The 12,572-nt window shown below is 59.4% G+C and carries 19 protein-coding genes and 1 pseudogene; 10 read left to right on the top strand and 10 right to left on the bottom strand.

Annotated elements, in window-relative coordinates:
• The first annotated feature begins 61 nt into the window (after positions 1–61).
• Entirely contained in the window at positions 62–988 is a 927-nt protein-coding gene (locus tag A7J50_RS11740) for an alpha/beta hydrolase (RefSeq protein ID WP_064451936.1), read from the top strand.
• A 192-nt stretch (positions 989–1,180) separates the two neighbouring features.
• Here the strand turns inward: A7J50_RS11740 and A7J50_RS11735 are convergent, their stop codons facing one another.
• A complete protein-coding gene (locus tag A7J50_RS11735; protein ID WP_064451935.1) occupies positions 1,181–2,341 on the bottom strand; it encodes an alpha-hydroxy acid oxidase in 1,161 nt (386 codons plus the stop codon).
• Positions 2,342–2,462: 121 nt separating this feature from the next.
• Here A7J50_RS11735 and A7J50_RS11730 point away from each other — a divergent pair, with 121 nt between their 5' ends.
• The gene (locus tag A7J50_RS11730) at positions 2,463–3,248 is read left to right on the top strand and encodes a DeoR/GlpR family DNA-binding transcription regulator (protein WP_064451934.1); all 786 of its coding nucleotides are present in this window, start codon (positions 2,463–2,465) and stop codon (positions 3,246–3,248) included.
• Here the strand turns inward: A7J50_RS11730 and A7J50_RS11725 are convergent.
• From A7J50_RS11725 to A7J50_RS11715, 3 genes are read right to left on the bottom strand one after another with little or no spacing between them, the layout of a single operon-like run.
• Positions 3,213–3,941 carry a DUF72 domain-containing protein gene (locus A7J50_RS11725; RefSeq protein ID WP_156526272.1) on the bottom strand — a complete coding sequence of 243 codons (729 nt, stop codon included), beginning with the start codon at positions 3,939–3,941 and terminating at the stop codon, positions 3,213–3,215. The genes A7J50_RS11730 and A7J50_RS11725 overlap by 36 nt on opposite strands.
• Positions 3,938–4,369 (bottom strand): hypothetical protein, encoded by a 432-nt coding sequence (locus tag A7J50_RS11720; RefSeq protein WP_064451932.1) that lies wholly within the window; start codon positions 4,367–4,369, stop codon positions 3,938–3,940. Before A7J50_RS11720 ends, A7J50_RS11725 begins: the two co-directional genes overlap by 4 nt.
• Positions 4,370–4,371: 2 nt before the next feature.
• A complete protein-coding gene (locus tag A7J50_RS11715) occupies positions 4,372–4,596 on the bottom strand; it encodes a hypothetical protein (RefSeq protein ID WP_064451931.1) in 225 nt (74 codons plus the stop codon).
• Between the two features lie 202 nt (positions 4,597–4,798).
• Here A7J50_RS11715 and A7J50_RS11710 point away from each other — a divergent pair, with 202 nt between their 5' ends.
• Together A7J50_RS11710 and A7J50_RS11705 are read left to right on the top strand one after the other, a co-directional pair.
• Entirely contained in the window at positions 4,799–5,302 is a 504-nt protein-coding gene (locus A7J50_RS11710) for a DUF4142 domain-containing protein (RefSeq protein WP_064451930.1), read from the top strand.
• A gap of 29 nt (positions 5,303–5,331) precedes the next feature.
• Positions 5,332–5,892 (top strand): type 1 glutamine amidotransferase domain-containing protein, encoded by a 561-nt coding sequence (locus A7J50_RS11705; protein WP_064451929.1) that lies wholly within the window; start codon positions 5,332–5,334, stop codon positions 5,890–5,892.
• Between the two features lie 60 nt (positions 5,893–5,952).
• Here A7J50_RS11705 and A7J50_RS11700 read toward each other — a convergent pair whose 3' ends face one another.
• Complete coding sequence (locus tag A7J50_RS11700) at positions 5,953–6,159, bottom strand: hypothetical protein (protein WP_064451928.1); 207 nt, start codon at positions 6,157–6,159, stop codon at positions 5,953–5,955.
• Between the two features lie 160 nt (positions 6,160–6,319).
• Between A7J50_RS11700 and A7J50_RS11695 the strand changes: the two genes are divergently transcribed.
• The 3 genes and pseudogenes from A7J50_RS11695 (at position 6,320) to A7J50_RS11685 (ending at position 7,508) form a co-directional block, all read left to right on the top strand.
• Complete coding sequence (locus A7J50_RS11695; protein ID WP_064451927.1) at positions 6,320–6,877, top strand: ATP-dependent Clp protease proteolytic subunit; 558 nt, start codon at positions 6,320–6,322, stop codon at positions 6,875–6,877.
• 175 nt (positions 6,878–7,052) lie between these two features.
• A pseudogene (locus A7J50_RS31910) lies at positions 7,053–7,160 on the top strand (general stress protein); the annotation flags it as partial.
• A 60-nt stretch (positions 7,161–7,220) separates the two neighbouring features.
• Positions 7,221–7,508 (top strand): hypothetical protein, encoded by a 288-nt coding sequence (locus tag A7J50_RS11685; RefSeq protein WP_064451925.1) that lies wholly within the window; start codon positions 7,221–7,223, stop codon positions 7,506–7,508.
• 110 nt (positions 7,509–7,618) lie between these two features.
• On the opposite strand, the gene A7J50_RS11680 is transcribed toward A7J50_RS11685, so the two are convergent.
• Positions 7,619–8,164, bottom strand: a complete 546-nt coding sequence (locus tag A7J50_RS11680; protein ID WP_064451924.1) for a putative natural product biosynthesis protein — start codon at positions 8,162–8,164, stop codon at positions 7,619–7,621.
• Between the two features lie 62 nt (positions 8,165–8,226).
• A complete protein-coding gene (locus A7J50_RS11675; protein ID WP_064451923.1) occupies positions 8,227–8,610 on the bottom strand; it encodes a DUF2946 domain-containing protein in 384 nt (127 codons plus the stop codon).
• A gap of 194 nt (positions 8,611–8,804) precedes the next feature.
• On the opposite strand from A7J50_RS11675, the gene A7J50_RS11670 reads away from it, so the two are divergent.
• Entirely contained in the window at positions 8,805–9,413 is a 609-nt protein-coding gene (locus A7J50_RS11670; protein ID WP_053255622.1) for an SCO family protein, read from the top strand.
• Positions 9,413–9,889, top strand: a complete 477-nt coding sequence (locus A7J50_RS11665) for a copper chaperone PCu(A)C (RefSeq protein ID WP_064451922.1) — start codon at positions 9,413–9,415, stop codon at positions 9,887–9,889. The genes A7J50_RS11670 and A7J50_RS11665 overlap by 1 nt, the downstream gene beginning before the upstream one ends.
• Positions 9,890–10,127: 238 nt before the next feature.
• Here the strand turns inward: A7J50_RS11665 and A7J50_RS11655 are convergent, their stop codons facing one another.
• Positions 10,128–10,457, bottom strand: a complete 330-nt coding sequence (locus tag A7J50_RS11655) for a DHCW motif cupin fold protein (protein ID WP_064451920.1) — start codon at positions 10,455–10,457, stop codon at positions 10,128–10,130.
• A gap of 140 nt (positions 10,458–10,597) precedes the next feature.
• On the opposite strand from A7J50_RS11655, the gene A7J50_RS11650 reads away from it, so the two are divergent.
• Positions 10,598–11,080: an HIT family protein gene (locus tag A7J50_RS11650; protein WP_064451919.1), complete on the top strand. Its 483-nt coding sequence runs from the start codon at positions 10,598–10,600 to the stop codon at positions 11,078–11,080.
• A 136-nt stretch (positions 11,081–11,216) separates the two neighbouring features.
• On the opposite strand, the gene A7J50_RS11645 is transcribed toward A7J50_RS11650, so the two are convergent.
• Together A7J50_RS11645 and A7J50_RS11640 are read right to left on the bottom strand one after the other, a co-directional pair.
• Positions 11,217–11,690 (bottom strand): GNAT family N-acetyltransferase, encoded by a 474-nt coding sequence (locus A7J50_RS11645; protein WP_064451918.1) that lies wholly within the window; start codon positions 11,688–11,690, stop codon positions 11,217–11,219.
• Between the two features lie 12 nt (positions 11,691–11,702).
• Positions 11,703–12,137 (bottom strand): GNAT family N-acetyltransferase, encoded by a 435-nt coding sequence (locus A7J50_RS11640; RefSeq protein WP_064451917.1) that lies wholly within the window; start codon positions 12,135–12,137, stop codon positions 11,703–11,705.
• Positions 12,138–12,572: the final 435 nt, after the last annotated feature.

Below are 12,572 nucleotides of genomic sequence, written 5' to 3'. Positions count from 1 at the left end.
AATTCCTGCGGTCTTGCACCATCTGGTAAAACGCGTGCTTCGCCTTTGTCCTGGAACCTTCATGCCATCTCGTTTTCTGTCTCGCCTGGGCCTGCGCTGGTTTCCCCTGCTGTGCATGGCCATTCTGATCATCGGCCTGCCGGTAGGCTGCGCCGTGCTGCAACACAAGGAACGCGAGCTGGTGTTTCGCATCGAGCCGGGCACCGCGGGTTGGTACACCGGCCTGCCCAAGGCCGTACAGGAATTCGATATCAAGCCCGCCAGTTTCAAACCAGGGCAGAACCTCCACGGCTGGTGGTACCCGGCGGACAAGCAGGATGCGCCGGCGATCCTCTACCTGCACGGCGTGCGCTGGAACCTCACCGGGCAACTGTTTCGCATTGAGCAATTGCACGCGCTGGGCTTCTCGGTTCTGGCCATCGACTACCGGGGTTTTGGCCAAAGCCACGGTGACCTGCCTTCGGAAACCACGGTGTATGAAGACGCGCGCATTGCCTGGGAGCGCTTTCAGGTGTTGCAGCCCGACCCCGGCAAACGCCTGATCTACGGGCACTCACTGGGCGGTGCGGTCGCCATCGACCTGGCCGCGCAGTTGAGTAAACAGACGCCGGTTCCCGTGCGCGGGCTCGTGATCGAGTCCACCTTCACTTCACTCGGGGACGCGGCCGCAGCCGTGGCCAATACCTCGCTACCGGTGCGCTGGTTGCTGTCGCAGAAGTTCGATTCCATCGACAAGATTGCCGACGTGCACATGCCCCTGCTGGTCGTGCATGGCCTCGCCGACCAGTACGTGCCACCGCGTTTCAGCCAACAATTGTTTGAAGCCGCCCAGGAACCCAAGCGGTTATTGCTGGTGCCTGGCGCCACCCATAACAACAGCATGAGCCTGGCTGGCCACAGTTATGGCCAGGCGCTGGACAACCTGATGCGATCAAAGGGGCCGGCGCAGGTGGTCACGCACTCCACAGGCCGTAGTGACGACTCATAAAAATGCTTTTCGGCACTGGGTTCGCGCTTGGCTGTCAAGCGTAAACCCTGCCCATACTGGCCCGCGCCGAAAATTGATCAAATATTAACCGAGGGTTAAATCGCCAACCCTGCCGGGCCTTCGCAAAGTTATCCACAGAGATACCCACGGTTTCCGTGGACAACTCTTTTTACTTTTTTACGATTTTTTTGCTCAATAAACGCCTGTGGGAAAGGTACCCGGCAGCAAAATCTCGCGATTCACATTGCGTATATCGTTATAGCCGCACAGTGCCATCGACACATCCAGCTCACGGGCGATGATGTCAAGGGCCTTGGTCACGCCCGCCTCGCCCATCGCCCCCAAACCATACAAATGCGGGCGGCCGATCAGGGTGCCTTTCGCGCCCAATGCCATGGCTTTCAGTACGTCCTGGCCGGAGCGAATGCCGCCGTCGAGCCACACTTCAATCTGATCGCCCACCGCCTCGACAATCGCCGGTAACTGGCTGATGCTCGACGGCGCCCCATCCAGCTGACGGCCACCGTGGTTGCTCACCACCAACGCATCCGCACCGGAATTGGCCGCCAGGCGCGCGTCTTCCACATCAAGGATGCCCTTGATGATCAGCTTGCCGCCCCAGCATTTCTTGATCCACTCCACATCATCCCAACTCAGGCGCGGGTCGAATTGCTGGGCGGTCCACGACGACAGCGAACTCATGTCCGCCACGCCTTTTACATGCCCGACGATATTGCCGAAGCCGCGACGTTGGGTGCCGAGCATGCCCATCACCCAACGCGGTTTGGTCATCATGTTGAGGATATTCGGCAGGGTCAGTTTGGGCGGCGCCGACAGACCGTTGATCAAGTCCTTATGGCGTTGCCCGAGAATCTGCAAGTCGAGAGTCAGCACCAGCGCGTCCACCCCGGCGGCCTTGGCGCGCTCGATCAACTGCTCGATAAACCCGCGATCACGCATCACATACAGCTGGAACCAGAACGGCTGGCCTACGTGTTCGGCAATGTCTTCCAACGAGCAGATGCTCATGGTCGACAAGGTATAGCGCAGGCCAAAAGCGGCGGCGGCGCGGGCGGTCAGGATCTCGCCATCGGCATGCTGCATACCCGCCAGACCAGTGGGTGCGAGGGCGACAGGCATGGCCATGTCCTGGCCGATCATGGTGGCGCGGATCGAACGCTCATCGATATTGCGCGCCACCCGCTGGCGGAATTTGATGCGGGCAAAATCGCTTTCATTGGCCCGGTAGGTACTTTCAGTCCAGGAGCCGGAATCGGCGTAATCGTAAAACATCCGGGGGACACGTTTCTGCGCCAGTTTGCGTAAGTCTTCGATGGTTGTGATCAACGACATCTGGGTCACCTCTCCCTGAACTGAGCGCAGAGAGTAACCGCCGATCGGCTGCGCAACCAGCCATTGCGTTTACTTCAGCAGATGATTAATCTCGCATAAACCCGCAAAAAGAAGCACAAACATGCACAACACCCACCAAGCTGTCGACCTGCCTTCTTTGCGCAAACAAAAGATCCTGTTGCTGCTGGAGCGCGACGGTAAAGTCACCGCGTCTGAGCTGGTTGAACACTTTGCCGTGTCCCAGGACACCATTCGCCGCGACCTCGGCGAACTCGCCGCTGCCGGCTTGTTGCAACGCGTGCACGGCGGCGCCCTGCCCCGGCCCAAAGACACCGGCAAGGACTTCTTCACCCGCGTCGGCGAGACCAACGAGGTCAAGCGCCACCTCGCGCAACTGGCGGCTGACCTGGTGGAGGATGGCCAGATCGTGCTGTTCGATTCCGGCTCCACCACACTGCAGATTGCCCAGTCGTTACCGCGCTCGATCCGCCTGACCGTGATCACGCCGTCGCCGATGATCGCCATCGCCCTGGCGGATCATCCCGAGGTAAAAGTGATCCTCGCCGGTGGCCAGCTCAACCCTGCCACCTTGTCCACCAGCGGCCAGGATGCCGTGCGCCTGATCCAGAGCATCAAGGCCGACCTGCTGTTTACGGGCGTGTGCGCGTTGCATCCACAGGTCGGTATCACCTCGCTGCATTTCGATGAAGTGGCGGTCAAACAAGCCTTGCTCGACAGCGCATCCCATGTCGTGGCCGTGACCCTGGCCGATAAGCTCGGCGCGGTGGAACCCTTTGTGGTCGCGCCGTGCAACCGAATCCATACGCTTATCACGGAGTGGCATGTGCCGAGTGTCGAGGCGTATGAGCAGTTAGGCCTGGAAGTGCTGCGCGTGGAGGTCGAGTAACAACAACGCATCGGTCACTGCGTGGCCGCTGGCGGTGTTATCGAAGATGCACCAGGTGGGAACGCCGGATTCGACAGCGTGGTTCAACTGTCGCGCGAACGCCTGCACCCGTTGCGGGCCATAGGCGCTGTGGTAGATACGCGGCGAACCGTGCAGGCGCCAATACTGTACGCCCTGCCAACCCACGCCGGCGTCGATCACCGCTGGGTCGGCGACCACGCGCCCCATCTGCATCTCCACCAACAACGCTTGAGCCTCAAGCCACGTGGCATGGCGCGGTTCCAGCACCACGGCACCGGCAAAGCGCTGGCGCACTGCACTGAAAAATCCCGCGGCCACAACGGGGTCATAGCTCAGCGAAGGCGGTAGTTGAACCAGCAGGCAGCCGAGCTTTTCCCCCAGATGCAGGCACTGCCCAAGGAACTCATCCAGCGCCGCCTCGCAGTGCTGTAAACGCAGTTCATGGGTGATGCGCTTGGGCACCTTGACCGAAAACCGAAACGCCGGCGGCACCGATTCCGCCCAGCGCTGGTAAGTCTTGGGCTGGTGCGGGCGGTAAAACGAACTGTTGATTTCCACCGCATTGAAACGCGCTGCATAACGCTGCAAATGCGTGCCCTGGCCGGCAAAGTCCGGCCAGCGTTCGCATGGCAAACTCCAGCCGGCACACCCCACATACAGCCGTGCCGTCAAAACAGCACCGTGGCCGCGTCGCGCATGAAAATCTCGATCGTCTTGGGCCCGACGCCATCGAATTCGCCCAGGCGCTTTTCAAAAGCCTGACGGTCCTGGCTGGCGCTGCGAATATGGGTGATTTTGCCGGCGTACTCGGCGTTCAATTTGGCGCTGAGGTCGAGCAAGCGCTGCGCCGTGGTTTCGTCGTAACGCACGTAATGGGCGCGCCCGAGCATGCTGACCAGTTCACGCGATGTGCAGTGCTGCAACTTACGCGCAGTATCACGGCCCTGCTCTTCCACGATCACCTTGTAAGCCTGCGCCGCAATGGGCGCCTGGATACGCTTGCCCATCAGGAAGCTGGCGATAAACCATCTGAACAGGCTGGCGTCATCCCCGGGCTTGAGCTCGATGCCCAGTTCAGACGCCGTAATGGACCGAGCCATGCTCAGTGGCCCAACTTGCGCTCAGCCTTGGCGGCCTGCTCGTTGATGGCGTCGGTCTGGCGCTCGGTGTCCTTGATCGACGTAGGCGTCAGCACCTTGTCCACGGTTTCGGTATGCGGGTTCGCACGTTCCAGCGTCTGCCCTTTGGCAGGTTTTTCGGTGCCTTTCTGCGCGTCTTCCGAGCTGATGGGCGACGGGGTTTTATCGACGGTTTTGTGATCGGTCACGGCGTATCTCCAGGCAGTTGAACGCCCACCTAAATCGGCAGGCACTTATGCAGCAGAGCCCTGCGAAGTGGGTTAGTTCAAGGAAATTGCCCGCCAGTGCCACCGGCGAAATAACTGCGAATTAATTTAAACCTTTTGCTCCAGCACTCGCTCAACCATCAGGTACGGCATCACGCCATTGTCGATTTCAAGGAGATTCACCATGACTACTCTGCTGATGAAACAAATGGGCCTGACCTTTGTGCTGGTTGCGGGCTCCATGACCACGGCCATGGCCGCTACGTCCAACAGCTTTGTCGACGACGCTGCCCAAGGCGGTATCACCGAGGTGGAAGCCGGCAAGCTGGCGCTGGAAAAAAGCAGCGCGAGCGACGTGAAGACTTTCGCCCAACACATGGTCACCGACCACACCAAAGCCAACCAGGAACTGGCGGCACTGGCGAAGAAGCTGGACATCGAAGTCCCCGATGACGCCGCGCTGACCGACAAAGCCAAGAAGGCCATCCTGGAACTGCGCGACGAATCGTTCGACAAGGCCTACGCCAACAACCAGGTGGCGGCCCACGAAAAAACCGTCGAGTTGTTCAAGAAAGAAGCCGCCTCTTCGGACAACGCCGAGTTGAAAGCCTTCGCCACCAAAACGCTGCCGACCCTTGAAGCCCACCTGAAAATGGCCAAGGAGCTGCAAGCCAATCACGCCCACTGATCCTTCCCTGACTTAGGAGACACTCGACCATGAGTTCGCAACTCAACGGCAAGAACATCCTCATCATCACCTCCAACACCGGTATCGAGCGCGATGAACTGCTCAAGCCGCTGCAAGCCCTGCGCGGTTACGGTGCGACTGTCACTCACGCCTCCAGCAAAGGCGGCACGACCCAGACCTTCGTCGGCGATACCGAGAAGGATCAAACCGTGGAATCCGACGTGCAGCTCGCGGATGTCGCCAGCAGCGACTTTGACGCCCTGGTCATCCCTGGCGGCACCGTCAATGCCGACACCCTGCGCCAGGATGCGGCAGCGTTGAAACTGATCAACGACTTCGTCAACGCCGGCAAAACCATCGCAGCAATCTGTCATGGACCCTGGGCGCTGATCGACGCGGGGGTGATCAAGGGCAAGACCTTGACCTCCTACAAGAGCGTACGCATCGACCTCGAAAATGCCGGCGCTGCCGGCTGGGTCGACGCCGAAGTCAAAGAGTGCACCGCCAATGGCTGGACCTTGATTACCTCGCGTACACCGGATGACTTGCCGGCGTTCAACGAGGCGATTGCCAAGGCCGTTGCAGGTTAACGCAGGGCCTGGAATGCAAACAGGCGCCCCTTGGGCGCCTGTTTTCAGTCGGGTTCAGCGTCAGTTTTTTCGAACTTCAGGCATCTCGCGTTTTGGCCCGAACATGGCCCAGGCGATCAGCCCGAACAGCGGTACGAAGATCAGAATGATCAACCACAACCCTTTGGTCTCCCAGCCACCGGTGCTGCGCAAAACGACGTTGATCGCCCACAATTCCAGAATCAGCAGAACCACTGCCAAAATGATCCAGATATATTCTAATTGCATGATTCACCTCCTGAGGTCTATGCGTTAGGTCAAGCAGATCGCTTCAGGGTTCCATCTGATTTTCAGCCAGCACTCACGCCCAATCATCGCGGCGCATCTTGAGCAACCTTCTAGACTCAACCCCAGTTACCTCTTTTGCGTTGGACTACGGAGGTTCAGGATGACCGAGCACGTTATTCACTTTCACTGCCAGATCGACCAGGGTACCAGCGAACGCTTTCGCGACTGTTGCCTGGATGCGATTGACGAAGGCGCCAGTTCCCTGCTGCTGAACCTCTCGACCACCGGTGGCAGCACCAACTTCGGCTTTACCCTCTACACCTTCCTCAAGGCGCTGCCGGTGCCGTTGTGCGCGATTAACGCGGGCAATATCGAATCCATGGGCATCATCATGTTCCTGGCGGCGAACCGTCGCATCACCACACCGCACTCGCGTTTTTTGATCCACCCGATGAACTGGTATTTCAGCCAAAGCTCGGTGGACCACCAGCGCCTGCGCGAGTACCTGTCGAGCCTGGATAACGATTTGGCGCGCTATGTGAAAATCTATGAGCTGGAGACCACCCAGGCCGATACCCAGCTGGATATTTTCAAGTGCCTGTCGGCCGAGGAAAAAGTCATTGCCGCCCATGAATCACTGGCTTACGGGATCGCCCATGAGGTCAAGCAGGTGGTGTTTTCCGAAGACATCAAGCATTGGAAAGTCAGCGGCGGGTAATAACCGCTCGTCGCATGCTCGCGAACTTTTTCAAACTTTGATTTGGATGGCGCATTCCCAATTAAGCGACACCATTGAATTGATTCACTCATTGATGAGGAATTTGGAAATGGCTACTAACGGAAAAACCACGACAGGCGCAGGCGGCAAAGGCAAGCCGGACACCCCGCACAAAAGCGGTGGTCAAGGCTCCGGCGGCAATTTTGCCAATGACCGTGAAAAGGCTTCTGAAGCCGGTAAAAAAGGCGGCGCGCACAGCGCCGGCGGCGGCAAGAAGTCTTGATTGAAACACCACCGGGGCCCGGTTTTTTCCGGGCTTCGGCCTAATCAAGGGGAAAGCGTCATGAAGACCAGTACTTCCCAAAGGATTTTGCTTATCGTCGGTTTTACGGCCCTGCTGGCAAGCCCAGCCTTTGCCGCTTTTGGCGATAATGTCGCTCCGGCAAACTCGCTTAACGGCAACCGCGTCGCCGGCTCCGCATTGCCTCCGGGCACCTATCCCAGCAGCCCTTCGGACTCCACCAAAAAAGCTGACACACCGCCGAAAGAAAAGGCCTCCACCAGTGGCTCGTCAAACAAGCAGCCCACCAGCAAGAAGACCAAGAAGAAGGCAACGCGCAGCGGCAGCTAGCCGCCCGCATCGCCTTCAAGCCGTGACGAAACGCTTCGCGATTGAGGCCGCCACCGGCCTGCGCTCAAGGCATCGCCGTGGCCAGCGTTGCGAATGGGTTCGCCTTAACCCTACGGCACCGGCAACCAGCCGCTGAAGCCCGCCTGCCGGGTCAGCGGGCACCAGGCAAAGTCGCCGGTCGGGGCTGGCAGTACCTGCTGTTCGACACCGACCACCGCAGCGCCCTTCCAATCGAACACCGTCGAATCGCGCCAGCCAAGAACCACGCCCTGAGCCTGGCTTTCATCGGTATTGATCCAGCGGGCTGCCGCTGCCGCCATAAACGCCTCAATGGGTTCGTCGTCGATCTGTACTCGATACGGCGACGTGAGCAGCCAGCGGCAGACATTCAGGTGATAGGTCCAATCCTGCGGCGTCTGGTTGCGATAGGCCCAGGTCATGAAGCTGCGAAACAGGTTCAAGCCCTCCGGCGGATCAAGCTTGAGCAGTGCCGGGCAAATATCGAACAAGGCATGCCAATGCGGCAACAAGCGTGCATCCAAATGCACGAAGCAGCGGGAATTGCTGGGGTATTCGGGCCGCAACGGCTCCGCGCGCAAGCGACGGGACGCCTTGCTGACCAGGCGGCTGGCGCCGGCAGGCAATAGAGGGTTCATGAAACGCACTCACAGTCGTGACGATAGAACGTCTCCTGATCACAGGAGACCCAAGGCACACGTCAGAATGCGGGGGAAGCGCGAGGGTTGGCCGAGGGCCATGAGTAGCGCGGAGGGGCTTTGTTGCGGCGCTCGTGGGTAGGGCGCGGGGTTTGCTTAAGGCTCAGCAACCAGGCCAGGCCGATGAGGAACACGATGGCCACCGTCACGGCAGCGCACACCGGGCAGGCAAAGTAGTTCGAGATGTTGCTGGAGGCCGGGATACCTGACCCTTTGTCGGAAACTGGCGCCTGGCTACCGCCCACCGAACAGAACGCCCCCCCGATGCCATTGAGCTGCTGGCCCAACATTTGCCCATGCCCCAAACCGCAGGCGAACACGTTCATCAGCACGCAAAAGTACAGGGCCCAGGCGATCAGCGAACGGTCAGGGTGGCTCAATTTCATGGCGGCGACTTTACCATCGAAGCCGCAAAAGGATGAAGCGCCACGCGCCCCTGTGGCAGAACGTCGCAGATTACGCGGGCTGGCCAGGGTTGGTAGACTGGGCGCCCTCCTCGTTTCTACGTTTCAATGCCTGGCTGTCAAAGCCTGATGTGTAGATCCAGAGCAATGCAGGCGTTTCACAGGATGCACAGTTGATGAGTACGTTATTCACCCGCCGCAAAGTGCTGACCGGTATGGGCCTGCTGGGCCTCGGCAGTTTACTGGGCGGCTGTGACTACAGCCCCAAGCTGAACTTCAAGTACGGCAAGGACCTCAGTGACAAGATCATGGGCCGCACCTTCAAGCTCAAGAATACTGACGGCGAAACCGTCACCCTGAGCTCGTTCCGTGGCCTCATGCCGGTGGTGTTCTTCGGTTTCACCCAGTGCCCGGCCGTGTGCCCGACCACCCTGGCCCGCGCCGCCCAGGCCAAGAAGCTGATGGGCCGCGACGGCGAGATCATGCAAGTGGTGTTTATCACCCTCGACCCCGAGCGCGACACACCGGAACTGCTCGACCGCTACGTCAAGGCCTTCGACCCCAGCTTCGAAGCGCTGTACGGCACTCCGGAAGAAATCGCCGTGGCCGCCAAGGAATTCGGGATCTTTTATGAAAAGATCCCCGCCGGTGACACCTACACCCTGTCCCACACCTCGACCAGTTTCGTCTTCGACACCCGTGGCAACCTGCGCCTGGGCCTGTCGGCATCCCTTACCGCTAAAGAGTGCGCAGAAGACCTGCTCACCGTCATGGAGGTCTGCTAATGACTGCCGTTCAACACCTCAAGCGCATCACCTTCGGCCTGACCCTGCTGGGCCTCGCGGCACACGCCAGCGCCCAGGTACAAGTGACCGACGCGTGGGTCCGCGCGACCGTGGCGGGCCAACCGTCCAGCGGCGCGTTCATGACCCTCACCGCCGACAGCGACAGCAAATTGCTCAGCGTGGCGTCGCCGGTGGCCAAGGACGTGCAGATCCATGAAATGAGCATGAAAGACGACGTGATGCGCATGGGCCCGGTGAACGCGGTCGCCCTGCCCGCCGGCAAAGCGATCAAGCTCGACCCGGAGGGCTACCACGTGATGCTGATGGGCCTGACCGGCCAGATCAAGGAAGGCGACCAGGTGCCGCTGACCCTGACCGTGGAAAACGCCAAGGGCGAGAAACAGTCGATCGACGTGAAAGCGCCGGCCCGTGCCTTGAACGACATGGGTGGCATGGACCATAGCAAGATGCATTAAGCCGCAACAGTAAGCAAAAGCCCGGCACCGCGCCTGGCCCTGAGTGGTTAGATCAACAGCGAATTTGCGTACGCCGCAGATTCGCTTTTTTGTGGGCGCTGGCTTGCCTGCGATGCGGCAACCCGGCCCATCAGTGACACACCGTCGATGCCATCGCAGGCAAGCCAGCTCCACCGTTGATTGAGTTCAGCATTGGCTTGGCGCGGGAGTTGGGTAGGATGTTTCGCAAGGGTGAGGCTCAATCCACAATAAACAGCTTCGCCCCCACGCCTGTGGATGAGCGATGCCCTTCCATGTCATTGCCCACCTGGTAACTCATCCCGGCCGTCAGCGTGAACTGGCGGCCATCCTCCAGCTCCGTGTGTAACTCGCCCTCGAGGCACAGCAGGACGTGGCCGCGCCAACACCAGTGGTCGGCCAGGTAGCCGGGGGTGTACTCGACCATGCGCACACGGGTGGTGCCAAACTGGCAAGTGCGCCACAGGGCATTGCCGGTAACGCCGGGATGGATCACGGCGTCGAGGCTGGACCAGTCGGTGATGCCAAACGGGACGGCAGTCAGTTCCATCGTGTGCTCGCAAATCAGTGAACGGGGCTCGACACTATCCACTCGGCAGACGCAGGGGTAGACACAGATCGCGCGCTTTTGCGGGATACAGGCGCCCGTGCTTGTTATCCTGCCCGCCCTGCTCTCATGGACGCGTGTTTATGCAGATCGACCCGGCTTTCATCCTTCATCAAACCGAGCACTGGTTACTCAACCATCACCTGGCCTCGAAGCTGCCGGGTTACCTGATGCTCGGCGCCAAAGCCCCCATCGACACCCTCGCCGATATGCCCGAGGCCGCACTCGCGGAGCTGGGTGGCTTACTGGCTCACACCCAACGGGTGATGGAGGCACAGCTGCAGCCGAAATGGCTGTATATCAGCCGCTATGGGCATATGCCGGGCTTTCCACTGCATTTTCATTTCATCCCGGTGTATGACTGGGTGGAACAGGCGTTTTGGCGGGATGAGCGGTATCGGATGCTGCAAGGTTTTGGCGCACCGGAACAGGCGCTTACCGATGGGGCGGAGTTGACGTTGTTTGTGTGGCGCGAGTTTGGCGAGAGCCTGACGCCGCCAATGATTCAGGGGGCTTCGGTCGAGCAGGTGATTGAGCGGCTGCGTGCGGCCTTCAGCGTCGAGTGAAGATCAAGTGTGGGAGCTGTCGAGCTTTAGCGAGGCTGCGAGAGCGGTGTATCAGGCGGCAACTATTTTGACAGTGCCGCCGCCATCGCAGCCTCGCCGGGGCTCGACAGCTCCCACAGGGGTTCGGCGGTGTTCGTTACATCGCAGACAGCCGCTTTACCATCGGGATGCACGCCAACGTTAATCCCGACGGCGAGTGATACACCGCCTGCTCATCGCCCACATACCCGCACGCTCTGTAAAAGCTCGCTGCGTTCAACGTGGCGTCCAGCACCACCTGTTCAATCGCTGATTCCCGCGCGACCTTTTCCAGATGGTCCAGCATGTTCTTGCCGTACCCGCGACCGGTGAACGCCGGCAGCACAAACAGCGCGCCCACTTCGTTGTTGTCGAGGTCGAGCATGCCGGTGGCGACCGGTTCACCCTGTACCCAGCCCAGGTAAAACGGCTTGTCCATCAGCACGCTGTAGCCGTCCTCAGCGGAGCCACGCGTCCACAGCGCCATTTGTTCAGCGGTGTAGGCGCCGATGCATTGGCTACGAATGGCTTCGCGGCGGATGTTAAACGCGGCGTTGGCGTCGTCGGGCGTGGCCCGTTTGATCTCGAGCATTGCGTTGTCCTTTCATGCGTTTTCATTGCCCTTTCGGGTGAATGAATAACGGTCGATATCCGTTCGAAGTGTCCAGCCCTGCCCTTGCCAATACTCGGCCGCGTGGGTGTTGGTTTTGAAAACGTCGAGGTGGCATTTATGGATGCCCTGCTGCTCCAGCGCAGCGAGGCAGCGTTGCACTAACACTTGGGCGATGCCTTGGCGACGATAGTCCGGCAACACCAGCAAGTGTTGCAAATACCCGCGACGCCCATCATGGCCGCACATCACACAGCCGATCAACCGGCGCTCGGCTTCGGCGACAAAACTCATCTGCGGGTTGCGCGCCAGATAACGCTGCGTGGCCTCGCGGGAGTCGGCGTCACGCAGGGAAATACCGGGGGTGTTTTGCATCAGTTCGAGCACAGCGTCGTAGTCGGTTGGGGTCATGACGCGGATCGTAGGCATGGCATGAAACCTTGTGGGAGCGGGCTTGCCCGCGATGGCGGTGGGTCAGGTAAAAACGAGGTCAGACCACCCTAATTTTTAGTGCCAAGGCGCGCACTCCTTGGGTAAAACGCTTAATACGAAAAATGACTCTAACGGGCTGGCAATAAGCCTGCTCTGCTTTTTCATAACTTCGAGTTTATGAAGAATTGTTTAGGTTGTGCTCGCAGGTTGCGCCTTCGCGAAATTCTTCCCGAGGCGAGCGTTTTTTGAGCGCGTGGATTTAATTTCGAAGAATCAGGGTTTTATAAAAGCGCTCGGCACTGAAACAGAACTCAGCGCTGTGATTTTTATTAGCTCCCTATCATTTTTTCCTAGCGTTCTATTCCAAAAAGGTCTTTTGTCGAAAAATTCGGAGCATGTTTTATTGCCCACAGATGTAACAAGTTGTTTCAT

Origin of the sequence: Pseudomonas antarctica (assembly GCF_001647715.1) — a bacterium.
Classification (GTDB): domain Bacteria; phylum Pseudomonadota; class Gammaproteobacteria; order Pseudomonadales; family Pseudomonadaceae; genus Aquipseudomonas; species Aquipseudomonas antarctica_A.
Note: the sequence above shows the minus strand (reverse complement) of the source record. Positions and strands in the feature narration are given on the sequence as shown.